Raw genomic sequence first — 26,204 nt, forward strand, 5'->3', positions numbered from 1 at the left:
GCGATGGCTCAACGGTTTGCGAATGCCGCAGAATACAAGAAATCTGGCGCCGCGGGCCTGCCCGAAAGAGACAAAAAAAGCCCGGGGCGCGCGCCCCGGGCCTGGTCTTGAAGCCTGCCGGCTCAACCGCCGACCAGCTTCAGGGCATCCAGCGGCGTGACCGCCTTGAAGCCCTTGCGCGTCGCGATATGCTCGGGACGCGGCGTCAGCCCGTACTTGGGCGGGTTCAGGGTGTTCTCCATGCTGTTGTAGACCATGAAGACGTTGGCGCGCGGCCACGGCGAGATGTTGCTGTTCGAGCCATGCATGGTGTTGCAGTCGAAGAACACCACCGAGCCGGCTTTGGCCGTCATGGAACGGATGCCGCCCTGCTCCACCAGCAGTTGCAGGCTGACGGGATCCGGCACGCCGTACTCCTGCTTCTTCAGCGACTGCTTGTAGTGCTCATTGGGCGTCTCGCCGACGCACGAGATGAACTGCCGGTGCGATCCCGGCACCAGCATCAGCGGGCCATTGCACTCGTTGTTGTCGGTCAGCAGCACCGAGCAGCTGAGCGCGCGCATCGAAGGCATGCCGTCCTCGACGTGCCAGGTCTCGAAGTCGGAGTGCCAGTAGAACTCCTTGCCCTTGAAGCCAGGCTTCATGTTCGCGCGCGACTGGTGGATGTAGACCTCGGAACCGAGAATCTGGCGCGCCACGTTGACCAGCCGGGGATCGCGCACCAGGCGCGCCAGCATGGGATTGAGCACATGCACCATGAAGATCGAACGCACGGCATTGCTGCCGGGCTCGGTGATGGATTCTTCGCGGCGCACGATGGACGGGTCGCGCGTCATGCGCTCGACCTCGGCCGACAGCGCACGGACCTCGGCTTCCGTGAACAGGTCTTCCAGCAGCAGGAAGCCGTCGCGGTCGTATTGGCCTACCTGATCCGCGGTCAAGGCGCTGGCGTACTTGCCGTCCTCATAGACCACGGGATCCTGGCGGGAAATGATGGCGGAACTGCGATCCGTACGGGAGGCGTACGGATCCTGCGCGGGTGAGATCATGCGAACCTCCTGTTTTCAGGCCGCGACCGCGTCGGGCAGCGCATAGACACCTTCCTTGTCATGCACTTCCTGGCCGGTCAGCGGCGGGTTGAAGACGCAGATGACGCGCAGCGGCTCTTTGCCGCCGCACAGCCAGTGCTCGTCGTGTTCGTTCAGCGCGTACACCACGCCGGGACCCAGGTCGTACTTCTTGCCGTCGGCGATCGTTTCGATCGAACCGTCGCCCTCGATGCACCACACCGCCTCAAGATGGTTCTTGTAGTGGATGTGCGTGCGGCCGCCCGGGAAGATGGTGGTCTCGTGGAACGAGAAGCCCATGCCGTCCTTCTTCAGCAGCACGCGGCGGCTGACCCAGGTGTCGGTGCGGACTTCGTCGGCGGTGCCGATCACATCTTTGACATTGCGTACGATCATTGACGTTTTCCTCCAAATTTCAGGATGCGGGCGGACTGCCCCTCATCGGCCAGCGCTTCGGCCACGCTGGCCTCGATCAGATCCAGGCCCTTGGCCAGCAGGTCTTCCTCGATCGTCAGCGCGGGCAGCAGCTTGAGCACTTCGTCATGCGCGCCCGAGGTTTCGATCACGACGCCCTTCTTGAACGCGCATTGGGCGATGCGGTTGGCCAGCGCCGGGGTGCCGTTGGACACCAGGCCCTGGATCAGGCCGCGGCCGCGCGCCGACAGGCCGGCGTTGGGATAGCTGTGGACCAGGTTTTCCAGCCAGTCCCCCACCAGACGCTCCTTGCGCTGGATGTCGGCGGTGAACGCCGCGTTGGTCCAATAGGTTTCCAGCGCCTGGGTCGCGGTGACGAAGGCCAGGTTGTTGCCGCGGAAAGTGCCGCTGTGGGCGCCGGGCTTCCAGATGTCCAGTTCGGGCTTCATCAGCACCAGCGACATCGGCAGGCCGAAGCCGGATAGCGACTTGGACAGCGTGATGATGTCCGGGCGGATGCCGGCGGTCTCGAAGCTGAAGAACGTGCCCGTGCGGCCGCAGCCGACCTGGATGTCGTCCACTATCAGCAGCATGTCGTGGCGCTTGCACAGTTTTTCCAGTTCCTTGAGCCAGCGCAGCGTCGCGACGTTGACGCCGCCTTCGCCCTGCACCGTCTCGACGATGACGGCGGCCGGCTTGTCCATGCCGCTGCTCGGATCCTCCAGCATGCGTTCCAGATAGGACATGGTATCCACATCCGGGCCGAAGTATCCGTCGTAGGGCATGAACGTCGTGTTGCCGAGCGCGTAGCCGGCAGCGTCGCGGAACTTCATGTTGGCCGTCGCCGCCAGCGAACCGCCGCTGACGCCGTGGAAGCCGTGCGTGAACGAAATCACGTTGGAACGTCCCTTCACCTGGCGCGCGATTTTCAGCGCGGCCTCGACGGCGTTGGTGCCGGTGGGGCCGGTGAACTGCAGGGTGTACTGCCAGTTGCGCGGCTTGAGCAGCACGCGATCCACCGTCTCCAGGAAACGCTTCTTCGCGCTGGTGGCCATGTCCAGGCCATGGACGACGCCGTCCGCCTGCACATACTCCAGCAGCTTTTCCTTGAGAACAGGATTGTTGTGGCCATAGTTCAGCGTGCCTGCGCCGCTGAAAAAGTCGATGTATTCGGTGCCCTCTTCGTCGATGAGCGTCGAACCACGGGCCTGGTTGAATATCACGGGAAACGACCGGATGTAGCCCCGCACTTCCGACTCCATACGGTCAAAGATTTTCAAGTCCATGATTAATCCTCCCTTTTCATCTCATAAATTGACGGACGGCCAGCTCCCCTCCGGTTGCGTCAGGCGCATCCGGATCGTGTGAACCATCCCGGTATTTCGATAAGTCCGTCGGACCTGCACCGCCCCTACTGGGGCGGCAAGGCAAGCGGGCCTATCCTCAACAGCATCTCGTCGTCATGGTCCGCGCCGCCGAAGAGTTGCCGGTCGAAGAACGGCTGTTCGGAGACGTGGGCGCCCATCTCGCCGGCAAGCCCGGCGAAAGTGCGGCGCGAAGCCTGGTTGTCAGGCCCAACCGTGGTTTCAAGATAGCGGACATGCGCCAGGCCCTTGCGCTGCAAGAGTTCCCGGAGCATGGCGCGGCCCAGTCGATGGCCGCGTGCGCGGGCGTGCACCGCGACCTGCCAGACGAACAGTACGTCGGGGCGGGACGGGTCCACATAAGCGGAGATAAAACCGTTGATACGTCCTCCGGCGCTTTCAGCCAGGACGCAGGTGTCGCGAAAGTGCTCGCACAGGAGCAGGTACGCGTAGAGGGAATTCAGGTCGAGTGGCGGGCACTCGGAAATGAGGCGGTGGATGGCGGCGCCGTCTTTGCGGTCGGGCAGACGCATGGTATGGGTCTGCGCGCTGACCGCCGGCGCCACGGCACTTGAGAGTATTGGGGAGTCCAGTTCGTTTTTCTTCATGCGACGATTCCCGATTCTGGGGGTGCCCCGCCCGTGGGCACTTCAAGGATGGGCGACGACACGTCGCCATGCGTGTCGACTGCGGCCTGGCCATCTTGTTCCATGAGCGTCACGATGCGCTCCAGGGACAGCGTGATGGTGGCCTGTTCCAATTCAGGCAAGGCGTTGAGCGCGTCGGCCAGATGCTTCTGCAGCGGCGACGGCGCGCCTTGCGCCAGTTCCCGACCCACGTCCGTCGCGGTGACAAACACGATGCGGCGGTCTTCCCGGCCGCGCTCGCGCCGGATCAAGCCCTTGTCTTCCAGGCGATCCAGAATGCCGACCACGGTGCTGGGGCTGACGTGCATTTCGCGGCTGATGGCCGTGGCCGTCATGGGCCCATTGGCGATTACCGTGCGCAGGCACATCAGTTGCGGCGCGGTGATATGGCTTACCGCGGACAACTGGCGCGAGTGCAGCGCGATCGAACGCGTGATGCGGCGCAGGGCTCGCAAAATGCGCAGGTCGTACTGCTGTGAGGAATCGGATTTCGCGGCGTCAGTCATGGTTGCGGGTGGTTCGGTGAAATTCATTTCTACACGAATGATATGTGCCAAATTTATTCGAGTCAAACAAAAATCCCCCGCACGATGTAATTAAATGAACGCTGAATTGCCGAGGAAGACAGCACTATGACCGGAATTCGAGCCTGAGACGGTAGGGAGACCGCCCACAGCAGGCAGACATCATTGGGGAATTCCCTATAAAAAAACACATGTTTTTTTATTAGCCAATTATTTATCATGTGTTTTTTCAAAATCCCTCGCCGCTTATGTCGCTGCCTACCGCCCTTCTGCTGACCTTGCAGGAAAAACTGGAGCAATTGCCTCCGGAATTGCAGCGCGCAGCGCACTGGGTGGTCGCGCATCCGGCCGAAGTCGGCCTGTGGTCGATGCGGCGCCAGGCGCAGACGCTGGGCGTGGCGCCCGCCACCATGCTGCGGCTGGCGCGGGCGGTCGGCTACGCAAGCTACGAGGATTTCCGCCATCCCTTCCAGCAGGCCCTGGCCGGGCAAGGCCAACCGGGACTGCGCGACCGCGCGGCCGCCCTGCAGGCCGCGGCGGGCGAACCCGCCGCCCCCGGGCACGACGTGCTGACCGAATACCAGATCCAGGCCATGTCCTCGGTCTGCCAGCTGAATCCACCCGCCGCCTTCGATGCCGCGGTGCAGACGCTGCTGGAAGCCCGGCAGGTTGGTTTCCTAGGCACGCGCTCAGCTTTCGGCATCGCGTTCCAGATGCGCTACGCCTATCAGCTTGTCCGCCGCAACAGCGTCCTGATCGACGGCATGGGCGGCGCCCCCGCCGAGCAGGCGGACAACTTGGGCGCGGGCGATGCGCTGATCGTGATATCCCAGGCGCCCTACCCGACCGCCACGGTCCAGTTGGCGCGCCAGGCGGCGCAGCGCGGCGTGGCGCTGATCGCGCTGACCGATGACCCGCTGTCGCCGCTGGCCGTCGACGCCCGCCACACGCTGCGCTTTGCCCCGCCTGACCGCGATGGCGTGCAGGCCAGCCCCGCGCGCCAGGGGCCGGGATCGTTCTTCCACACTACCGCGGGCCTGCTTGGACTGGCTGAACACCTGATCGCCCGGCTGACCGCACGCGGCGGCGACGAGGTGCTCAATCGCCTGACCGAGGTCGAGCAGCGCCTGCGCGCCGACAACGTCTATTGGAACGGCGCCAACTCGCGCCGTCCGGGCTGAGGCCGCCGCGCCTCCGTCTTCAACCCTAGCTCACGGAAACCGCAGCATGAGCCAGACACACGTCCTGCACCGTTCTCTCCGCCAGACACCCCTGGTCGCCGCAAGCGGCCAGGGGGTATGGATCCGCGACAGCGCCGGCCGCTCCTACCTGGACGGATCGGGCGGCGCCGCCGTCTCCTGCCTGGGACACAACCACCCGGACATCCAGGCCGCCATGCACGCGCAGATAGACGCGCTGGCCTATGCCCACACCAGTTTCTTCACCACCGAAGTCGCCGAGCAGCTGGCCGACCGGCTGGTGGCCGACGCGCCGGCGGGCACGTCGCACGCGTACTTCGTGTCCGGCGGATCGGAAGCGGTGGAAGCGGCCCTGAAGATGGCTCGCCAGTACTTCGTGGAAATCGGCCAGCCGCAGCGCCGCCACATCGTCGCGCGCCGGCAGAGCTATCACGGCAATACGCTGGGTGCGCTGGCAGTGGGCGGCAACGCCTGGCGCCGCGCCCAGTTCGCGCCGCTGCTGATCGAGGTGGAGCACGTCTCGCCTTGCTACGCCTACCGCGACCAGCGCGAGGGCGAAAGCGCCGAGCAGTACGGCGAACGCCTGGCGCAGGAGCTGGAACAGACGTTCGAACGCCTGGGTCCCGACACGGTCATGGCCTTCGTGGCCGAGCCGGTGGTGGGCGCCACGTCCGGCGCCGTGACGGCGGTGCCCGGTTATTTCCGCCGCATCCGTGACGTCTGCGACCGCCATGGCGTCCTGCTGATCGCCGACGAAGTCATGTGCGGGATGGGCCGCACCGGCACGCTGTACGCGGTGGAACAGGAAGACATCGCCCCCGACCTCATTACCATCGCCAAGGGTCTGGGCGGCGGCTACCAGCCCATCGGCGCGGTGATGGCGCAACAGCGGATCGTGGACGCCATGCAGCAAGGCAGCGGGTTCTTTCAGCATGGCCACACCTACCTTGGCCATGCCATTGCCTGCGCGGCATCGCTGGCCGTTCAGAACGTGATCCGGCGCGACAACCTGCTGGAGCGCGTTCGCGTCCAGGGCGCGGGTTTGGCCCAGCGCCTGGAGCAGGCGCTGGGCGAACATCCGCACGTGGGCGACATCCGCGGACGCGGCCTGTTCATGGGCGTCGAGCTCGTGCGGGACCGGACAACCAAGCAGACGTTCGACCCCGCCCTGACGCTGCACGCGCGGATCAAGCGCGAGGCCATGGCGCGCGGCCTGATGGTCTATCCCATGGGAGGCACCATTGATGGCCGCCAGGGCGACCACGTCCTGCTGGCGCCGCCCTTCATCATTTCCGACGATGAGCTGGACCAACTGACAGAAAGGCTGGCCGGCGCCATCGACGCCGCGATAGCCCAGGCCGGCGGCTAAACGCCGCCCTCGTGCGCGGCAGGGATCCGCGCGCGCCGCCCGCCATAAACGGGCACGTGATGATTCAGCACAGGGCGAACCGCGGCTCGCGGGGCTGCCAGCCGCCGGCAAAGACCGGCAAATCACGGGGAAAACCCCCAAAAGGAGTTTGCATGACCACGTCCGTCAAACACACCTTGGGCCATCGCAATGCCTGGACGCTCGCCGCGGCGGGACTGGCGACGGCATTGCTGTCCACGGCGCCGGCTCCGGCCGCCGCCCAGCAGAAGTTCGTCAGCATCGGCACGGGCGGCGTCACCGGCGTCTACTATGCCGCCGGCGGCGCCATCTGCCGCCTGGTCAACAAAGACCGCGCGACCCACGGCATCCGCTGCTCGGTCGAATCGACCGGCGGCTCCGTCTTCAACGCCAACACCATCAAGGCCGGCGAGCTGGACCTGGGCGTCGTGCAATCCGACGTCGGCTTCAACGCCTACAACGGCGAGGGCCAGTTCAAGCAGGCGGGCGCCTTCCCGAAGCTGCGTTCGGTGTTCTCGATCCACCCTGAGCCGTTCACGGTGGTGGCGCGCAAGGAATCCAACGTCAAGGGATTCGAAGACTTGAAGGGCAAGCGCTTCAACGTGGGCAACCCGGGCTCGGGCACGCGCGCGTCGATGGAGGAACTGCTGGCCACGATGGGCTGGACGCTGAAAGATTTCTCGCTGGCCTCCGAACTGCGCCCCGATGAACACGGGTCGGCGCTGTGCGACGGCAAGATCGACGGCTTCTTCTATGGCGTCGGCCACCCGTCCGCCAATATCCAGGACCCCACCACCAGTTGCGGCGCCAAGCTCGTGCCGCTGACGGGCCCGGCCGTCGACAAGCTGGTCGAAAAGTACCCCTACTACGCCCACGCGACCATTCCCGCGGGCCTGTATCCCGGCAACCCGGCTGAAACCAAGACGTACGGGGTCACCGCCACCTTCGTGACGTCCGCCGACGTGCCCGAGGCCACGGTCTACACGGTGGTCAAGGCCGTGTTCGACAACTTCGACGACTTCAAGAAGCTGCACCCCGCCTTCGCCAACCTGAAGGCGGCCGACATGGTGAAGAACGGCCTGTCGGCGCCGCTGCATCCCGGCGCCGAGAAGTACTTCAAGGAAAAGGGCTTGCTCTAAGGCCCGTCAGACCGGCCCTTGCGCGGATCGAGGCTTACGCCCCCAGACACGCAAGGCTGCCGCTCCCCGTGCGCTTCGCGCGCTCGGGGGCACATCGCGCGCCATGGCATCGGCGCGCGCCACGATACGCAGGGGAATTTCATGACAAAAGAGTCGCATAAGCCGACCCCGGACCTGGAACAGCTCGTCGCCGACGCTGACCGCGGCGGCCGCGACGCTCGCGGTGTCGCCGGCGCCACGCTGGCCGCAGGCGCGCTGATCTGGTCCTTCTTCCAGCTCTGGTATGCGTCGCCGATACCGTTCGCGCTGAACTGGGGCATTTTCAACGACACCGAGGCGCGCGCGCTGCATCTGGGCATCGCCATGTTCCTGGGCTACCTGGCCTACCCGGCCAGCAAGCGCTCGGCCCGCGACCGCATGCCCTGGTATGACTGGGTGCTGGCGCTGACGGCAGGATTCTGCGGCAGCTATCTGTACGTCTTCTACAACGAGCTGGCGGGCCGCCCCGGCCAGCCGACGCCGATGGACGTGGGCACCGCCGTGATCGGCCTGGCCCTGCTGCTTGAAGTGACGCGCCGCGCGCTGGGCCTGCCCATGACCGTGCTGGGCCTGGTCTTCGTCGCCTACGCGCTGGCGGGTCCGTGGCTGCCCGACGTGCTGGCGCACCGCGGCGCTTCGCTGGAACGCCTGATGTCGCATATGTGGCTCACGACCGAAGGCGTGTACGGCGTCGCCCTGGGCGTGTCCGTCTCGTACATCTTCATCTTCGTGCTCCTGGGGTCGATGCTGGACAAGTGCGGCGCAGGCAACTACATGATGCAAGTGTCGTTCGCGTTGCTGGGCCACTTGCGCGGCGGGCCGGCCAAGGTCGCGGTCGTGTCCTCGGCCGTGAACGGCCTGGTATCCGCGTCGTCCGTCGCCAACGTGGTGACCGGCGGCATCTTCACGATCCCGCTCATGAAGAAGGCGGGCTATGGCGGTGTGCGGGCGGGCGCGATCGAGACGGCTTCTTCGGTCAACGGCCAGATCATGCCGCCCGTCATGGGCGCCGCCGCATTCCTGATGATCGAATACGTGGGCATCCCCTACACCGACATCATCCGCCACGCGATCCTGCCGGCCGCGATTTCCTACATCGCGCTGTTCTATATCGTGCACCTGGAGGCGCTGAAGCTGGGCATCCAGCCCATGATGGCCTCCGGCCCCGCGCGCACGCCGCTGCAGAAGCTCGCCGGCTGGGGCATGGGCATCAGCGGCACGCTGCTGGTCATGGGCGCGGTGTACTGGATCGGCACCGGCGTCCAGGCGCTGGCCGGCGCGGCGGCGATATGGGTGTTGCTGGCCCTGCTGGGCGGCCTGTACCTGTGGCTCCTGCGGGTGGCGGCCCGCCACCCGGACCTGCCGCAGGACATCGACATCAACCATCCGGTGCGTCCGCAGCCCTGGCCGACGGTGCGCGCGGGCCTGTACTTCCTGATTCCCATCGGCATCCTGGTCTGGTGCCTGAGTGTCGAAGAGCTCTCGGCCGGCCTGTCGGCGTTCTGGGCAGCCATGGCGATGTTGTTCCAGATGGTCACGCAGCGTCCGCTCATCGCCTGGTTCCGCAAGCAGCCGGCCGCCCCGGCCTGGCGCCAGGGTTGGCGCGACGCCATCGGCGGACTGCAGGACGGCGCGCGCAACATGATCGGCATCGCCATCGCCTGCGGCACGGCAGGCCTGATCGTCGGCGCCATCACCCTGACCGGGCTGGGACTGCGCATGACCGCCTTCGTCGAACTCGTGTCGATGGGCAATGTGCTGCTGATGCTGATCTTCACCGCCATCGTGTGCCTGATCCTGGGGCTGGGCATGCCCACCACCGCCAACTACATCCTGATGGCCACGCTGATGGCGCCGGTCGTAGTCGAGCTTGGCGCGCAGAACGGCCTGGTCATTCCCCTGATCGCCGTGCATATGTTCGTGTTCTATTACGGCATCATGGCCGACATCACGCCGCCCGTGGGCCTGGCCACTTTCGCCGCCGCCGCGATTTCAGGCGAGGATCCGATCAAGACCGGCGTCCAGGGGGTCACCTACGCCGCGCGCACGGCCATCCTGCCGTTCATGTTCGTGTTCAATCCGATGCTGCTGCTGATAGACGTGAACTACGGCTGGGAACTGGCGCTGGTGGTGACGGGCGCCACGCTGGCGTCGCTGGCCTTTGCCGCAGCCACCATGCGGTGGTTCCGCACCCGCTGCACGCTGGCGGAGGTCGGGGTGCTGCTGCTGGTCACGTTCATGCTGTTCCGGCCCGACTGGTTCATGGACTATTTCGCCCCCAGCCACGAAAACCGCCCGGCCTCCGAAATGCTGGCCACGGCAGCCGCCCTGCCCGACAACGGCCGGCTGACAGTCGTGCTGAAAGGCATCAACCTGGAAGGCGACGAACTGACCAAGACAGTCGCGGTCGCGCTGCCCGCGCTGGAGGGCGGCGGCAATGCGCCGGATGCCGGCCGCAAGCGACTGGCCGAGGCCGGGCTGACGCTGATGAGCCTGGGCGACCAGACGCAGATCGGCGGCGTGCGCTTTGGCAGCCGCGCACAGCGGGCGGGCTGGGAACAAGGCTGGGATGTGGTGAACGTCAAGGCGCCCAATCCGCAACGCTGGTCCGACTTCTGGATCTACGTGCCCGCGCTGTTGTTGCTGGCGGGCATGTGGCTCCGGCAGGGCCGCCGCGACGGCGGCGCGCCGGAAAGCCGGCTGCGCACCCGCGCCGCGTAGTCAGCGGGTTTGCGCGCGCCGCCAGGCCGGCCAGGCGCCGATGGTGAGCGCGCGCAGGAACCATTCGACCGGACCGTAGGCATGGCGGCGCAGCCACCACGCGGACAGCGGCAACTGTGCCGCGAAAATGGCCACCGCGATGGCGAACGCGGCCAGCGGCGACACGGCGGCGTACCACCGCAGCCCCCAGGCCGTGAATAGGAAAGCGCAGACCACCGACTGCATCAGGTAATTGCTCAGCGCCATCCGGCCCGCCGGCGCCAGCCAGCTTCCCAGGCGCCTGCCCGGACCCGTGCGCAGAGCAAGCAGGAATGCCGCCCCATAGGACAGGCTCAATAGCGGTGCGGTAAGCAGGCCCGCGGCCAGCCCCGGCAGCTCCCAGACCACCCTGGCCTGCGGCAGCGCGCTGGTTGCGTAGACGGCCGCGCCGGCCAGCCCGGGCAGGAGTCCCAGTGCGCACAGCAGCCACAGCGCGCGCGGCGAGCGCCACGGGTCCGCGAGCGCGTTGCGCCGGCCCAGCGCATAGCCGGCCAGGAACATGGCAAAGACGTACGGCCCTTGCACGAACAGCACCGTGAACCAGACGTTGTCCGTCAGCTCTTTGATGTGCTGCGCGATGGTGGTGCCGATGGTGCCCCGGTAGGCCTCGATGGACGCCAGCGCGTCGGCCTTGTATTGGGCCGCGTAGCCGGCCGGCACGGGATCCAGAAAGCTCAGGGCGCCCAGCAGCGCCCACACCGCCGAGGCCAGCACGATCAGCCACAGGGCGCGGCGCAACGCGCGGCCCGGATCCATGCGGCGGCAGAGCAGCAGCGCCAGGCCCAGCACGGCGTAGGTCAGCAGGATGTCGCCCTGATAGAACAGGATGGCGTGGGCCAGCCCCAGCGCGGCCAGTCCGGCAAGCCTGCGCAAAAAGCGCGGCGCGAAGGCGGCCCCGCCATGTTCGGCAGCCGCCATCTGCAGGGTGAAGCTGTATCCGAACAGGAAGGAAAACAGCAGGTAGAACTTGGTCTCGAACAGCCAGGCGATGAGCCAGCGCACAGTCAGGTCCAGTGGGCCTGAGTACACGGGATCGGGCACGCCCCCGCCATAGAACGGAAAGGCGAACACCCCGATGTTGACGACCAGGATGCCGAACAGCGCAAAGCCGCGCAGGGCGTCGACGTGCTCGAGCCGCGGCCGCGAGCCGCCCGTGGCGCTCATGCCCGTCCCGACGCTGCGGGCCGGCGGCGCGGCAATTGCGCGCCGCCAGTGGGCTCTTGCGTCAGGCGGCGCGCAGGCCTCAACCCAGCACCGGAGACAGCAGCGGCTGCTTGGGCCGCACATCCAGCGCACGGCCCTTGCGCGCGCGCTTGCCCACGTAGATCGCCAGCGACTCGCCCACCAGGATGTCCTCGGTGACCTTGTTGCGGTAGATGCCGGCGGCGCGCAGGCCCAGCGGGCCGACGGGCACCGTCTGGTCCAGTTTGTCCGCGCCGTCCAGCCCCATCAGGATCGTGCCGCGCCCGCCGCCGGACAGCGACTTGACCTCGTCAAGGCCGAAGACCAGGAACTTGCCCTTTTGCGACAGCAACGCCAGTTGCTTGGCGCCGGCGAACAGCGGCACCGGGCGCAGCAGCTCATCGCCCGCTTCCAGGGTGATGAACTGCTTGCCCGCGCGCTGGCGGCTGATCATGTCGGAAAGCTTGGCCGCGAAACCGTAGCCGCCGCGCGTGGCCAGCAGCCAGCGGCTGTCGGCCGGCGCCGCGATGGTGTGGACGATGCGCGTGCCCGATTCCAGGTCGATCATGGTGGTGACCGGCTGGCCGTCGCCGCGCGCCGACGGCAGGCCGGCAACCGGCACCGAGTACACCCGGCCGTTGTCGCCAACCGCGATCAGCGTGTCGGTGGTGCGGCACTCGAAGGCGCCGTACAGGTCGTCGCCCTGCTTGAAGCCGAATTGGGCGGCGTCATGGCCGTGGCCCTGGCGGGCGCGCAACCAGCCCTTTTGCGACACCACCACGGTGACGGGCTCATCCAGCACCTTGGTTTCCAGCACGGCGCGTTCGGCGGTCTCGATCAGGGTGCGGCGGTCGTCGCCATACTGCTTGGCGTCGGCCTCGATTTCCTTGACCAGCAGGCGCTTGAGCGTCGTAGGATTGTCCAGCAATTCCTGCAGGGTGATCTGGTCCTTGCGCTTGTCGGCCAGTTCCTGCTCGATCTTGAATCCTTCCAGGCGGGCCAGTTGGCGCAGGCGCATCTCCAGGATGTCCTCGGCCTGCCGCTCGGACAGTTTGAAGCGTTCCATCAGGGCGGCGCGCGGCTCATCGGATTCGCGGATGGTCTGGATGACCTCGTCCACGTTCAGGTAGACCACCATGCGGCCTTCGAGCACGTGGATGCGGTCGATGACCTTGTCCAGGCGGAAGCGGGTCCGGCGCACGACCGTGTTGGTGCGGAACGCCAGCCATTCGACCAGGATGTCGCGCAGGCCCTTCTGGCGCGGCCGGCCATCGGTGCCGATGCACACCAGGTTGATGGACGAGCTGCTTTCCATGCTGGTCTGCGCCAGCAGGGTATTGACGAATTCATCTCGGTCCACGCGCGAGGTCTTGGGCTCGAACACCAGGCGCACCGCGGCGTCCTTGCCGGATTCGTCGCGCACGGCGTCGAGCAGGTTCAGCATGACGGCCTTGGATTGGGTCTGTTCCGGCGTCAGGCTCTTCTTGCCCGTCTTGACCTTGGGATTGGTGATCTCTTCGATCTCTTCCAGGACCTTCTGGCACGACGTGCCGGGCGGCAGTTCATTGACCACCAGCTGCCACTGGCCGCGCGCCATTTCCTCGAACTGCCAGCGCGCGCGCACCTTCAGCGATCCGCGGCCCACGCTGTAGATCTGGGCGATGTCGGCCGCCGGCGTGATGATCTGGCCGCCGCCGGCGAAGTCCGGCCCCGGGATCATGGCGTGCAGCTCGGCATCCGGCAACTGGGGCTGCTTGATCAGCGCCACGCAGGCCTGGGCCACTTCGCGCAGGTTGTGCGGCGGGATCTCGGTGGCCATGCCCACGGCGATGCCGGATGCGCCGTTCAGCAGCATCACGGGCAAGCGCGCCGGCAGCATCTGCGGCTCTTGCTGGCTGCCGTCGTAGTTGGGGACGAAATCCACGGTGCCTTCGTCCAGTTCGTCAAGCAGCAGCTTGGCGATGGGCGTGAGGCGCGCTTCGGTGTACCGCATGGCGGCGGCGTTGTCGCCATCGCGCGAGCCGAAGTTGCCCTGACCGTCGATCAGCGGATAGCGCAGCGAGAAATCCTGCGCCATGCGGACCATGGCGTCGTAAGCGGCCTGGTCGCCGTGCGGGTGATATTTGCCCAGCACGTCGCCGACGACGCGCGCCGACTTGACGGGCTTGGCGCCGGCGGCCAGCCCCATCGCCTGCATGGCGAACAGGATGCGGCGCTGCACGGGCTTCTGCCCGTCGCCCACGTCGGGCAGCGCGCGGCCGCGCACGACGGAAACCGCGTAGTCCAGATAGGCCTGCTCCGCGTAGCGCGCCAGCGTGATGGCGACATTGCCGTCGCCGTCGCCGTCGGGCGGGGTGGAGTCGAACAAGCCGGGTTGATTGCTGTCGGTCATGATGTATTCAGGTAGACAATTTCATCGAAACGGCGTCATTGCGCCTCAGGGGGCCGGAGCCAGCTGGGTGTCGGCGACATGCGCGCGCAACTGCGTCCGCACCGCATCCAGCGTCGCGGCGTCCTGCCCGCGCTTGGGGATGATCACGCCCTGCAGCGTGCCAAGAATGACGTACAGGTGTTCCGGGGTTTCCTCGACGCGCCGCACATCTGCCCAGTCCATGCGCCCTGAAGCGGTGGCCGTGGAATCCGTAACGCCGTCGGGCCCGAAGTCCAGCTGGTGGCGGCCCAGGTAGAGCGTATCGGGCTGCCTGACCAGCATGCGCCGCGTGTTCATTTTCACGAGCCCGGGCAGCAGGTATTCGTAGGACAGGGCCAGCACGGCCAGGATGCCCAGCCCCACCGCCAGCCCCTCGAAATACACCGGCAGCATCTGGCCCCAATTGGGTCCCTTGCCGTCCCACGTCTGCCAGACCAGGTAGGCGAACAACGCCACGATCATCAGGATCGCGAAACGCAGGTGAGACCGGTAGCGGCGGCGGCGCAGCTCCGGCCGCTTGTAGACATAGGCGGCAAAGTCGGCGTAGTCGTCGGCGGTCAGGTCGACGATCATGCGGGCTTGCCCGGGCGCGTGCTGCGTCATCAGATGTCGAGCTCCGCCAGGTTGCCCTTTTCTTCGATCCAGGCGCGGCGCTGCGAGGACTCGCCCTTGCCCATCAGCATGTCGAACATGCGGGTGGTGTCGGCCGGGGTCTGGTCGCCGTAGCCCACGGGCAGCAGCCGGCGCGTGTCCGGGTTCATGGTGGTTTCCCACAGCTGCTCGGGATTCATTTCGCCCAGGCCCTTGAACCGGCTGACGGCCCAGGCGCCTTCGCGCACGCCTTCCTTGCGCAGTTTGTCCTGCGCGGCCTCCAGTTCGCCTTCATCCAGGCAGTAGATCTTGCGGGCCGGGCGCTTGCCCTGGGCCGGCACATCCAGGCGGAACAGCGGCGGCTTGGCCACGTACACATTGCCGGCCTCGACCAGCTTGGGGAAGTGCTTGTAGAACAGCGTCAGGAGCAGCACCTGGATGTGCGAGCCGTCGACGTCCGCGTCCGACAGGATGCAGATGCGGCCGTAGCGCAGGCCGGACAGGTCGGGCGTATCGCCGGGGCCATGGGGATCCACGCCGATGGCAACCGAGATGTCGTGGATTTCATTGTTGGCGAAGAGGCGGTCGCGATCGACCTCCCAGGAATTGAGCACCTTGCCGCGCAACGGCAGGATCGCCTGGAATTCCTTGTCGCGGCCCATCTTGGCCGAACCGCCTGCCGAGTCGCCCTCGACCAGGAACACTTCGGTGCGCGTTGCATCGCTGGATTCGCAGTCGGTCAGCTTGCCGGGCAGGACGGCCACGCCGGAACTCTTGCGTTTTTCGACCTTCTGGGCGGAACGCTGGCGCGCCTGGGCCTGGCGGATGGCCAGTTCGGCCAGCTTCTTGCCGTATTCGACATTGCTGTGCAGCCAGAGGTCCAGCGCGCTCTTGGCGAATCCGCCAACCAGGCGCACGGCATCGCGGCTGTTGAGCCGTTCCTTGATCTGGCCCTGGAATTGCGGATCCAGCACCTTGGCGGACAGCACGAAGCTGGCGCGGGCGAACACGTCCTCGGGCAGCAGCTTGACGCCCTTGGGCAGCAGGCTGTGGAGCTCCGCAAAGCCCTTGACCGCACCGAACAGCCCTTCGCGCAGACCGGATTCGTGGGTGCCGCCGGCGGGCGTGGGGATGAGGTTGACGTAGGACTCGCGCACCGCGTTGCCATCTTCGGTCCAGGCCACCACCCACTGGGCGCCCTCGCCTTCGGCGAAGTTCTCGTGGTCGGCGCCGGCGTATTGCTCGCCTTCGAAGAACGGCACCATCAGTTCGGCGCCGGTCAGCGCCTCGGCCAGATAGCCGCGCAGGCCGTCCTGGTACTGCCAGGTCTTGGTGTCGCCGGTTTTCTCGTTGACGAGCGTCACCTTCACGCCAGGCAGCAGCACCGCCTTGCTGCGCAGCAGGTGGGTCAGTTCGCCCAGCGGAATGTTGGGACTGTCGAAATACTTGGCGTCCGGCCAGACGCGCACGCGGGTGCCGGACTTCTTGCGGCCGCCCTGGTCATAGGGCGCCAGGGGTTCGGCGACGTCGCCGCCCTTGAACACCAGCCGGTTTACCGCCCCGTCGCGCCAGACGACGACTTCCAGGCGGGTGGCCAGCGCATTGGTGACGGACACGCCGACACCGTGCAGGCCGCCGGAAAAGGCGTAGGCGCCGCCGCCGGCCTTGTCGAACTTGCCGCCGGCGTGCAGGCGCGTGAACACCAGTTCAACGACGGGCGCGTTCTCTTCGGGATGCAGGCCGACGGGGATGCCCCGTCCGTCATCCTCGACGGACACGCTGCCGTCGATGTGCAGCGTGACCTGTATCTGTTTGCCGTAGCCGGCCAGGGCCTCGTCTGCGGCGTTGTCTATGACCTCCTGCACGACGTGCAGGGGGTTTTCGGTGCGGGTGTACATGCCCGGGCGCTGGCGCACGGGCTCCAGCCCCTTCAGGACGCGAATGGACGCCTCGGTGTAACGTGGAGTGGCCAAGTTATCCCCAACATCTGTGGAAAAAAACCGACATTTTACGGACAAGCCTAGATTCTGCGCGGCTCCGGGTAGGATGCGCACGACCTGACCAGGTCCGATTTCGGTAGGATGATGACAGTCACAACCGGCGCCTCCGGGTTGGACAACCCGGATCACGACGACTGCGCCGCAACATGCTACACAAATCCAGCAAACCCTGTTGTTATTAACAGTGGTATGCCTGTTGTTATTGACAGTGGTATGCTTTAGTCCATTCCACAAACAAGAACAACGGCAAGGCGCGTATTTCACGCGCCTTTTGCTGCCGAACCGAGAATCACCATCATGAGCGACCAAATCAAGAACGTCAGTGACGCCAGCTTCGATGCCGATGTGTTGAAATCCGGCCAGCCCGTGCTGGTGGACTACTGGGCTGCCTGGTGTGGCCCCTGCAAGATGATCGCCCCGATCCTGGAAGAGGTCGCCACCGAATACGCCGGCCGCCTGACGATCGCGAAGCTGAACGTCGACGAAAACCAGGGCACCGCCACCAAGTACGGCATCCGCGGCATCCCCACCCTTATGCTCTTTAAAGACGGCCAGGCTGCCGCCACCAAAGTTGGCGCGCTGTCGAAGTCGCAACTCACCGCATTCCTGGACGGCGCGTTGTAAACCGCGTGCTGTAAACGAGGGCGCCGCCGCGTAGGCGGCGCTCATTCAGTACCGCGCGAGCCCGTCCGTGGCGCGCCGCCAGAGCCCTCCTCTACTTTTCCCCCAACACTCACCGCGATGCACCTCAACGAACTGAAGGCGCTGCACGTCTCGCAGCTGCTCGAAATGGCCGCTGGCCTGGAAATCGAGAACGCCAACCGCCTGCGCAAGCAGGAACTGATGTTCGCCATCATGAAACGGCGCGCCAAGCAAGGCGAGCAGATCTTTGGCGACGGCGTCCTGGAAGTCCTGCCCGACGGCTTCGGTTTCCTGCGCTCGCCGGAAACCTCGTATCTGGCCAGCACCGACGACATCTACATTTCGCCCTCCCAGATCCGCCGCTTCAACCTGCACACCGGCGACTCCATCGAAGGCGAAGTGCGCACCCCCAAGGATGGCGAGCGCTATTTCGCCCTGGTGAAGGTGGACAAGGTCAACGGCGTGGCGCCTGAAGCGATCAAGCATCGCATCATGTTCGAGAACCTGACGCCGCTGCACCCGAATCGCACGATGCGCCTGGAACGCGACATCAAGAGCGAAGAGAACCTCACGGGCCGCATCCTGGACGTCTTCGCCCCCATCGGCATGGGCCAGCGCGGCCTGATCGTCGCCAGCCCCAAGTCGGGCAAGACGGTGATGATGCAGCACATCGCTCACGCCATCACCACGAACTACCCCGACGCGGTCATGATCGTCCTGCTGGTCGACGAGCGCCCCGAGGAAGTGACCGAAATGCAGCGCACGGTGCGCGGCGAAGTGGTGGCGTCGACCTTCGACGAACCCGCCACCCGCCACGTGCAAGTGGCCGAAATGGTCATCGAAAAGGCCAAGCGCCTGGTCGAAATGAAGAAGGACGTCGTGATCCTGCTGGACTCGATCACGCGCCTGGCCCGCGCCTACAACACCGTGGTGCCGGCCTCCGGCAAGGTGCTGACCGGCGGCGTCGACGCCAACGCCCTGCAGCGTCCCAAGCGCTTCTTCGGCGCAGCGCGCAACCTGGAAGAAGGCGGCTCGCTGACCATCCTGGGCACCGCGCTGATCGAAACCGGCAGCCGCATGGACGAAGTCATCTACGAAGAATTCAAGGGTACGGGCAACTCCGAAGTCCACCTTGAACGCCGCCTGGCCGAAAAGCGCGTCTACCCGTCGATCAACCTGAACAAGTCGGGCACCCGCCGCGAAGAGCTGCTGATCGCCCCCGACCTGCTCCAGAAGGTCTGGGTGCTGCGCAAGTTCATCCACGACATGGACGAAGTCCAGTCCATGGAATTCATCCTGGACAAGATGCGCGCCACCAAGACCAACGCCGAATTCTTCGACATGATGAAGAAGAAGTAAGCAGGGTCTCGCACCTGGCACGGAACCGCCCTACGGGGCGGTTTTTTAATGCCCGATCGCTAGGCATGCGGCCCCAGCCGGCGGGCCGTCCACCATGGAGTGGACGGCGCTTTTATTGCGCCGACGGGTCAGTGTTCGATGAATTCCGGCATGCGGCGCGGCGTCGAATCCGCGGGCCGGGGAGTCTGCTTGTCCGGCTGCTTGCCAGAGCCGTCGATGGGCTCGACGCGCGGATCATCCCAACTGCCGGTCACGGCATATTCCATGGTCATCGCGCGCGCCAGCGGCTGCTTGAGCAGCCACTGGGTGACGAACGCGCCCAGGCCGATCAGCGGATTGACCGCCAGTGCGGTCACCATCGCCGCGCCGCTGGCGTCCAGGTTCGGAATGACCACCGCCTTCAGGTCCCAGCGTTCCTTGATGAGATCCACGCCCCCCGCCAGGACAATGGCGGCCACCGGCCCGTTGATCTTGTAGCCCTCGGTGCTCACCATTCCGTCGGCTGCCTTCAGCTTTCCGCGGATGGTGTCGAACGGGAACCCGTCGCGCAGCAGATTCGTCGGATTCACGTCCAGCCGCGCCAGCCGTTGCAGCGATTGCAGCGACAGCAGCTCCAGCAGGCGCGCCGTGCGCGAATTGACGTGCATGAAGCGGCCGTTGTCCAGGCTCACGATCACGTCGCCCGACATATCGGCAATGTTGTGCGTCCACGGCAGGTTGCGCCAGGTGGCCTTGCCCTGGACCGTGCCCTTGCCGCCCGACACGACATTTTCATAGCCGATCCGGTTCATGAAATTGCCGACGTTCTCGAACGTGACGGCGGCGTCGACGCTCAGCCCGCGGTCCGCCCCCTCGAGGCGCCAGTTGCCCGTGGCGTTCAGGGCGGCCGACTCGTTCGTGATGGTCAGCTTGTCCAGGCGCCACTGCCGCCCGCGCTCCAGGTTCGTGCCCGTCACCTGCAGTTCGCCCAGATTCTTGCCATAGAGCAGGAACTCCTTGGCCTGCAGGTCGATCGCCGGAATATCCGACAGGTCGTTGCCAGACGCCAGGGCCTTATCGGCCTCATTTGCATCGCCCTCGCCGCCGAACGACAGGTGCTTCAGACGCGCCGTGATCTGCCCCGCGATCGCGCCGGAGGCTTCGCGCCATTCCAGCGTGCCCGTTGCCTGGCGCGACTGCAGGTCCACGCGCCATTGGGCGGGCGCCGGACGCGTGGCGTACAGGGTCAAGTCGTTCAAGGCGTAGCCGCCGGTGCGCAAAACGCCTGCCGCCAGGCTGACCCGCTCGGGCTGCGGCAGCAGCGGCTTCGGTGCGGGCCGGCCCTTGACGGGCGGAACGCTGAATCCGTCCGAGACGGTTTCCCAGCCGTCCACGTCCAGCTCCGGAAGGCTCGCATTCAGGCTCAGTCCGCGCTCGGGCAGGCTGGCGGGCCGGCCGATGCCCAGGGCGCCGCGGGCAAAATACGATGGCGCGGCATCCGCGGGGTCCCGTTCGAAGATGGCGTTGACGCCTTCGCCCAGGCTGGCCGTCAGCCAGCGCCGGTTTTTCGCGCCGCGGTCCTGCGCCGGCCCCCACTGCAATTTCAGCAACTGAGACGACTGGGCGGATTTCCCGGCTGGCGCGGGCATGTCGATCGCCATGCCAACCAGATCCGATTCCGCGGAAACATCGACCGCGCCGCCCTTCTGGTAACCCAGCCGCCCTTTATAGGCGGCCCGCCCGGAAAAGCGCGACATCGACGGCGCCCGGCTCAGTTGCGTCAGCCCCTGGCCCGTCAGCGTCCCGTCAAAGTGCAGAACGTCCGAGCTTTGCGCGAGCGCGCCGTGGATGTTGACGGGACCGCCAAGGAACTGCGCCTTGATACCTTTGGTCTGCACGCCTTTTTCCGAGAATTCCAGGTCGCCACGCATCTGGCTGAGCAGCGGGATTTCCGGCATGAACGTGAACGAGTTGTCGGCAAACCGGATACGCCCCTGCACCTGCGTATCGTCGGTATTGAGCAGCGGCACTTTCAGGTTGAGCGGCATGTGCCAGTCCCCGGTGCCGTGCGCCTCGTCCAGCGCGCCGTCCAGCAGCCCGCCCAGCGGCGAGTTCGCCGCCATCGCAAGATAGGCCGACACCGGGCCCGAGGTCTCGCCGGAAAGCTGGAGTTCCGAGTTGTGCTCCATGTCGGGAATGGCTGCGGTCACCGCGCCCAGCGTGACGGTCTGGCCGGGGCCGGTGTGCGCCAGGGCGCCGCCCGGACTGTCCAGGCTCAGGCTCACCTTGTCGATACGGAAATTGCCGGACAGGTTCTCCAGCATCGGCCAGCCCTTGCGGTGCGGCCGGGCGGGCGCGTAGTCGACCTTGGCGCCCGCATAGGCGCCGGCGATGACGAACTCGCCCGCAACGCCCGGCGCGCCGTAGGGAAAGTCGTCCAGGTCGCCCTTGAGCGTGATGGCGGCGGAACGTATCTCGCCAGCGGGCAGGCCTTCGGCCAGCCATTCGCGGGCGTCGGCGTTGACCTCCAGCGGCAGATAGCGATGAATGGCGGGCATGGACGCGCGCGTCATGGTGCCGCGCATGTCCGCACTGCCCGCGGCGGTCTTGCCTTCCTTCAGCCATTGCCCTTGCAGGCGCAGGTCCAGGTCATCGTTGATCACATGCAATTTGGCGATGTCCACGAACCAGTTGTTCGCGTCCGGTCCTTTTACCTTGGCGTCCAGCTCCACATCCCGCGCTTCCAGCGTGGGATTTTCGAATATGCCGGGCAGCGTCACGCGCAGCTGCTGCACCGCCCCCTTGACCGCCACGTCGGCCGCGCCCTTGCTGCGCGCCAGCGGCAGGCCGTCAATGTGGATGAAATCGCCGGGCAGCGCCGAAAACTGCAACTGCGCGGAGCCGCCGCGCACCGCCGGGCCATCGGGCGCGGCGGCCCAGGCCACGCCGCGCACCGCGACGTCGCCGGCAAATTCCCTGAACTGGCCATGATCCAGTTGCCACCACGCGCGCGCGGCCAGCCTGCCCTCGACCGGGGGCACGTCGATCCACGGCGACCACGCAAGCGGTTCCAGGTCCTCGATTTGCGCGAACAGCTGGCCGCTCCAGTTGGAGGGCTTCTTCGCATCCGCGGCGAACAGGCTGCGATTGAATTCGCCGCGCAACTCCAGCTTGTGGGCAAGCGCCGCGCCGGCCGACGCCTGCAGCACAAATCGGTGCGAGAGGTTGCCGTTGCGCACCAGCAAGTCGACGCTGTCCAGCGTGAGCTCGGGCGCCTGGCGCAATTCGTCCTGCCATCGGATCGTGGCGTTGCGGACCAGCAGTTCGCGCTGGGCGGCCAGCCAACGCAACCCGGGATGATTCAGGTCCGATCCGTGATCGCTGGCGGTCAGGTCTATGTTTTGCCCGGCCACCCAGAGGTGGTTGGCCGCATCCCGCCGCAGCGTCAGTTCCGGCTTGTCGAGCTTCAGGCGCACCAGCGTGGGAGAAAGCGCCAGGATGCTGCGCCAGGCCACCACCGCCGAGACGGATGGCAAGGTCAGCACCGGGGCAACCTCGTCGTCGTAGACCTGGACGGAGGCAAGATCGAGCCTGGGATTGAGCCCCTGCCAGTTGGCGCTGATCGCGCCGATCGTAACTCGGGCGCCCAACGCCTGGCTGGCGTAGGCTTCGATCTGAGGGCGCCACTGGTCCACACGCGGAAGGACCCAATAGCGCACGCCCAGAAACCCGATGGCGAGCACGCCATATACGGTCAGCGCGGCCCAGAACAGGCAGCGGAACACTTTTTTTGGAACAGACACGGAGCAGTGGGCAGGAGGAGATGTCTTGCAGTATCGTCCCCACTTATACCTGAAACACGCACATCCGTCTTCGCACATTTCGCCATGACCAACCCGTCCCTGCTTGCCCCCGCTCTCGCCTGGTCCGGCCACCTGCGCCGCCGCCTGGACGCCCACCCGGATCTGGCCGCCTGGCTGGCCGGCGCCGTGCAACATCCGGTCACGCCTGCCGTGATGGACCAATGGCTAGCCGAGCTGGCGGGCCCCTCCGCGCCCGCCGTGCTGCCCGTGGACGCCTGCCGCATGGTGCTGCGCAAATTGCGCGAGCGCGTGTTCAGCGTGCTTATCGTGCGGGACCTGACGGGCCAGGCGCAGCTTGAAGAAGTCGTCGGCGCCATGACCACGCTGGCGGACATGGCGGTGGCGGCCGCCTATCGCAGCGTCGCCGCCGACCTGGCGTCCGTGCATGGTATGCCGCGCGACCCCGCCACCGGCAAGCCGCAAGAGATGCTCATCGTCGGCATGGGCAAGCTGGGCGGCTGCGAATTGAACGTGTCCTCGGACATCGACCTGATCATGCTGTACGGCGAGGAAGGAGAAACCGACGGACCGCGCCGCATCAGCCATCACGAGTTCTACGGCCGCCTGACGCGGCGGATGATGCCCGTGCTGTCCGAGGTCGACGCCAACGGCCAGGTGTTCCGGACCGACTTGCGCCTGCGTCCTGATGGCGACTCCGGTCCGCTGGCCTGGAGCCTGGACGCGCTGGAGCATTACCTCATCGGCCAGGGCCGCGAATGGGAGCGCTACGCCTGGCTCAAGGCGCGCCTGATGCCCGCCAAAGCCTTCGAAGACAGCGACAGCGCCGCGCAAGCCAGGCAGCTGGAAAGCCTGCGCGTGCCGTTCGTCTACCGCAAGTACTTCGATTTCGACGCGCTGGCCGCGTTGCGCGCCCTGCGCGAGCGCATCCGCCAGGACTGGCAGCGGCGCGCGATGACGCGAAGCGGCATCGACAGCGCCAACAACATCAAGCTGGGCGACGGCGGCATCCGCGAGATCGAGTTCGTGGTGCAACTGGCCCAGCTGATCCGCGGCGGCCGCATGCCCGCGCTGCAAAAGCGCGGGCTGCTGGAAGCCCTGCACGCGGAACGCCTGGCCGGGCTGGTGCCCGACGACGACGCGCGCCGCCTGGAAGACGCGTACCGGTTCCTGCGCCGCACCGAACATGCCCTGCAGTATCGCGAAGACGAGCAAACCCACCTGCTGCCCGGCGATCCGGCCCAGCGAGCCGCACTGGCCGCCGCCCTGGGCTTTAGCCACGACGACTTCGAGCGCACGCTGGCGGAACACCGCGAATTCGTTTCACAGACCTTCCGCAATGTCTTCCGCATGGTGGGCATGGGCGAAGAGGACGCCGCGCCCGCGACGGGCAGCGCCGATACGGCCGCCAGCCAGGACGAGCCGGACAGCGAAAGCGAACTCAGCGATCAGATCCGCCAGGCGTTTGGCGACGACGCGCAAGACCTGCTGCGCCGGGCCGAAACCCTGTCGGGCAGCCACCGCGTGCGCAGCCTGCCCGAAAGCAGCCGGCGCCGCATGGAGGTCCTGCTTCCGGCGGCCCTGCGCGCGGCCCTGCAGACGCCCGCCCCGCGCGAAGCGGCGGTCCGCCTGTTCGACCTGATCGAGAAGATCGCCCAGCGCAGCGCCTACCTGGCGCTGCTCGCCGAATACCCGGACACGCTGGCGCGCGTTGCGCGCATGGTCGCCGCCAGCCCCTGGGCCGCGCAGTACCTCACGCAGCACCCCCTGCTGCTCGACAGTCTGATTGATTGGCGCACGCTCTACGAACCGCTGGACTTTGCCCAGATTGCCCGCCAACTGACCGCGGATCTGGACGCGTGCCGCCTGCCCGACGGCGCTCCCGACATCGAGCGTCAGATGAACCTGATGCGCGATGTGCAGCGCCAGGCCAGCTTCCAGTTACTGGCGCAGGATCTCGAAGGCGAGCTCACGGTGGAGAAACTGGCCGACCAGTTGTCGGCGCTGGCCGACCTGCTGCTGACCGAAACGATCCGCCGCGCCTGGCCGCTGGTGAACAAAATTGAGGGTGCCGAGCCGCGCTTTGCCGTCATCGCGTACGGCAAGCTGGGCGGCAAAGAGCTGGGCTACGCGTCCGACCTGGACCTGGTCTTCCTGTTCGACGACCCGCGCGAGGACGCCGCGGAAGTCTATGCCAAGCTGGGACGCCGCATGACGTCCTGGCTGTCGACCATGACCTCATCGGGCCGGCTGTACGAAGTCGATCTGCGCCTGCGTCCGGACGGCGATGCGGGGCTGCTCGCCGTCTCTCTGGAGGCCTTCGAGCAATACCAGCACAAGCACGCCTGGGCCTGGGAACACCAGGCGCTGACGCGGGCGCGGTTTGCCTCTGGAGACGCCGGCGTCGGAGCCGCCTTCGAGAAAATCCGCGAGGACATCCTGGTGCTGCCGCGGGATGCCGCGGCGCTGCGCGAAGAAGTCCTGGCCATGCGCGAAAAAATCAATGCGGGCCACCCGAACTCCACCGACCGCTTCGACCTCAAGCACGACCGCGGCGGCATGGTCGACGTAGAGTTCGTCACGCAATACCTGGTGCTCTGCCACGCCGGCACGCATCCCGTGCTGGTGCGCAACCTGGGCAATATTGCGCTGCTGCGCCTGGCGGGCGAAGCCGGCCTGATACCGCCGGATCTGGCCTCCCGATCCGGCGACGCCTACCGCACGCTGCGCCGAGTCCAGCACCAGTTGCGCATGCAGGGGGTTGAAAAGGCCCGCGTGGCCCCTGACCAGTTGCAGGACGAGCGGGCCGCCGTCAGGGCGCTCTGGGACACCGTGCTGGGTTGACGCAACGGACAAGCGCAGAATTCCGGCGCCCGGGAGAGCCCTGGCGGCGCCTTGCCGGGCTTGCCAGCCTTGCCTGCGCCAACTCGTCGTAAAATAAGGGGTTTTCCGCCTTTTTGTCTGCTCGCCATGTCTGAACTTGTCCGCCCCAAACTCGACCTGCCCACCGGCCGCAGCAAGGTGCTGATGCATTCGTGCTGCGCGCCCTGTTCCGGCGAAGTCATGGAGGCCATGACCGCCTCCGGCATCGACTACTCGATCTACTTCTACAACCCGAACATCCATCCGGTCAAAGAGTACGAAATCCGCAAGCAGGAAAACATCCGCTTCGCCGAGCAGCACGGCATCGAGTTCATCGACGCCGACTACGACATGGACAACTGGTTCGATCGCGTCAAGGGCATGGAAAACGCGCCAGAGCGCGGCGAACGCTGCACGGCCTGCTTCGACATGCGCTTCGAGCGCACCGCGCTCTATGCCCACGAGCACGGCTTCGACACCATCACCAGCTCGCTGGGGATCTCGCGCTGGAAGGACATGAACCAGATCAACGGCTGCGGCGAACGCGCGGCCGCGCGCTACGACGACCTGGTCTACTGGACCTACAACTGGCGCAAGGGCGGCGGTTCTGCGCGCATGATCGAAATCAGCAAGCGCGAGAACTTCTACCAGCAGGAATACTGCGGCTGCGTCTATTCACTGCGCGACACCAACCGCCACCGCCGCGCGCAGGGCCGCGACCGCATTCATATCGGCGTCAAGTTCTACGGCAAGGAAGACCTGATCAACGAGGAGCAGCTCTGATCCTCGACTAGCCG

Annotated in this window: 18 protein-coding genes; 8 read left to right on the plus strand and 10 right to left on the minus strand. The window is 66.3% G+C overall.

Annotated elements, in window-relative coordinates:
• Window positions 1-122: 122 nt before the first annotated feature.
• From thpD to KYC_RS18450, 5 genes are all read right to left on the minus strand, one after another.
• Window positions 123-1,049 (minus strand): ectoine hydroxylase, encoded by a 927-nt coding sequence (thpD, locus tag KYC_RS18430; protein WP_008165122.1) that lies wholly within the window; start codon window positions 1,047-1,049, stop codon window positions 123-125.
• Window positions 1,050-1,064: 15 nt separating this feature from the next.
• A complete protein-coding gene (locus KYC_RS18435) occupies window positions 1,065-1,463 on the minus strand; it encodes an ectoine synthase (RefSeq protein ID WP_008165124.1) in 399 nt (132 codons plus the stop codon).
• A complete protein-coding gene (gene ectB, locus KYC_RS18440; RefSeq protein ID WP_008165126.1) occupies window positions 1,460-2,767 on the minus strand; it encodes a diaminobutyrate--2-oxoglutarate transaminase in 1,308 nt (435 codons plus the stop codon). Before ectB ends, KYC_RS18435 begins: the two co-directional genes overlap by 4 nt.
• A 125-nt stretch (window positions 2,768-2,892) precedes the next feature.
• Window positions 2,893-3,453: a diaminobutyrate acetyltransferase gene (ectA, locus tag KYC_RS18445; RefSeq protein ID WP_008165129.1), complete on the minus strand. Its 561-nt coding sequence runs from the start codon at window positions 3,451-3,453 to the stop codon at window positions 2,893-2,895.
• Window positions 3,450-3,998: a MarR family winged helix-turn-helix transcriptional regulator gene (locus KYC_RS18450; RefSeq protein ID WP_008165131.1), complete on the minus strand. Its 549-nt coding sequence runs from the start codon at window positions 3,996-3,998 to the stop codon at window positions 3,450-3,452. Before KYC_RS18450 ends, ectA begins: the two co-directional genes overlap by 4 nt.
• A 266-nt stretch (window positions 3,999-4,264) precedes the next feature.
• On the opposite strand from KYC_RS18450, the gene KYC_RS18455 reads away from it, so the two are divergent.
• The 4 genes from KYC_RS18455 to KYC_RS18470 all read left to right on the plus strand — a co-directional run bounded on the left by KYC_RS18455 (window position 4,265) and on the right by KYC_RS18470 (window position 10,501).
• Window positions 4,265-5,197 carry a MurR/RpiR family transcriptional regulator gene (locus KYC_RS18455; protein WP_008165133.1) on the plus strand — a complete coding sequence of 311 codons (933 nt, stop codon included), beginning with the start codon at window positions 4,265-4,267 and terminating at the stop codon, window positions 5,195-5,197.
• Window positions 5,198-5,243: 46 nt separating this feature from the next.
• Window positions 5,244-6,584 (plus strand): aspartate aminotransferase family protein, encoded by a 1,341-nt coding sequence (locus KYC_RS18460; protein WP_008165136.1) that lies wholly within the window; start codon window positions 5,244-5,246, stop codon window positions 6,582-6,584.
• Between the two features lie 152 nt (window positions 6,585-6,736).
• On the plus strand, window positions 6,737-7,741 hold the full coding sequence (locus KYC_RS18465) for a TAXI family TRAP transporter solute-binding subunit (RefSeq protein WP_008165138.1): 1,005 nt from the start codon (window positions 6,737-6,739) through the stop codon (window positions 7,739-7,741).
• Between the two features lie 141 nt (window positions 7,742-7,882).
• A complete protein-coding gene (locus tag KYC_RS18470) occupies window positions 7,883-10,501 on the plus strand; it encodes a TRAP transporter permease (protein ID WP_008165139.1) in 2,619 nt (872 codons plus the stop codon).
• On the opposite strand, the gene KYC_RS18475 is transcribed toward KYC_RS18470, so the two are convergent.
• The 4 genes from KYC_RS18475 to parE all read right to left on the minus strand — a co-directional run bounded on the left by KYC_RS18475 (window position 10,502) and on the right by parE (window position 16,717).
• Window positions 10,502-11,704: a DUF418 domain-containing protein gene (locus KYC_RS18475; RefSeq protein ID WP_008165141.1), complete on the minus strand. Its 1,203-nt coding sequence runs from the start codon at window positions 11,702-11,704 to the stop codon at window positions 10,502-10,504.
• Between the two features lie 79 nt (window positions 11,705-11,783).
• Window positions 11,784-14,114, minus strand: coding sequence for a DNA topoisomerase IV subunit A (gene parC, locus KYC_RS18480; protein WP_008165143.1), 2,331 nt, complete (start codon window positions 14,112-14,114; stop codon window positions 11,784-11,786).
• Between the two features lie 45 nt (window positions 14,115-14,159).
• On the minus strand, window positions 14,160-14,756 hold the full coding sequence (locus KYC_RS18485) for a YcxB family protein (protein ID WP_008165144.1): 597 nt from the start codon (window positions 14,754-14,756) through the stop codon (window positions 14,160-14,162).
• The gene (parE, locus tag KYC_RS18490) at window positions 14,756-16,717 is read right to left on the minus strand and encodes a DNA topoisomerase IV subunit B (protein ID WP_043518856.1); all 1,962 of its coding nucleotides are present in this window, start codon (window positions 16,715-16,717) and stop codon (window positions 14,756-14,758) included. The genes KYC_RS18485 and parE overlap by 1 nt, the downstream gene beginning before the upstream one ends.
• 324 nt (window positions 16,718-17,041) lie before the next feature.
• Here parE and trxA point away from each other — a divergent pair, with 324 nt between their 5' ends.
• The gene (gene trxA, locus KYC_RS18495; RefSeq protein ID WP_006218534.1) at window positions 17,042-17,368 is read left to right on the plus strand and encodes a thioredoxin TrxA; all 327 of its coding nucleotides are present in this window, start codon (window positions 17,042-17,044) and stop codon (window positions 17,366-17,368) included.
• A gap of 117 nt (window positions 17,369-17,485) precedes the next feature.
• Window positions 17,486-18,745 carry a transcription termination factor Rho gene (gene rho / locus KYC_RS18500; protein WP_006218533.1) on the plus strand — a complete coding sequence of 420 codons (1,260 nt, stop codon included), beginning with the start codon at window positions 17,486-17,488 and terminating at the stop codon, window positions 18,743-18,745.
• A gap of 128 nt (window positions 18,746-18,873) precedes the next feature.
• On the opposite strand, the gene KYC_RS18505 is transcribed toward rho, so the two are convergent.
• A complete protein-coding gene (locus KYC_RS18505) occupies window positions 18,874-22,509 on the minus strand; it encodes a YhdP family protein (RefSeq protein WP_008165147.1) in 3,636 nt (1,211 codons plus the stop codon).
• Between the two features lie 102 nt (window positions 22,510-22,611).
• Between KYC_RS18505 and glnE the strand changes: the two genes are divergently transcribed.
• Window positions 22,612-25,389, plus strand: coding sequence for a bifunctional [glutamate--ammonia ligase]-adenylyl-L-tyrosine phosphorylase/[glutamate--ammonia-ligase] adenylyltransferase (gene glnE / locus KYC_RS18510; RefSeq protein ID WP_008165148.1), 2,778 nt, complete (start codon window positions 22,612-22,614; stop codon window positions 25,387-25,389).
• Between the two features lie 126 nt (window positions 25,390-25,515).
• Window positions 25,516-26,190, plus strand: a complete 675-nt coding sequence (locus KYC_RS18515) for an epoxyqueuosine reductase QueH (RefSeq protein ID WP_008165149.1) — start codon at window positions 25,516-25,518, stop codon at window positions 26,188-26,190.
• Window positions 26,191-26,204 lie beyond the last annotated feature (14 nt).

This window comes from Achromobacter arsenitoxydans SY8 (assembly GCF_000236785.1).
Taxonomy (GTDB): domain Bacteria; phylum Pseudomonadota; class Gammaproteobacteria; order Burkholderiales; family Burkholderiaceae_B; genus Achromobacter; species Achromobacter arsenitoxydans.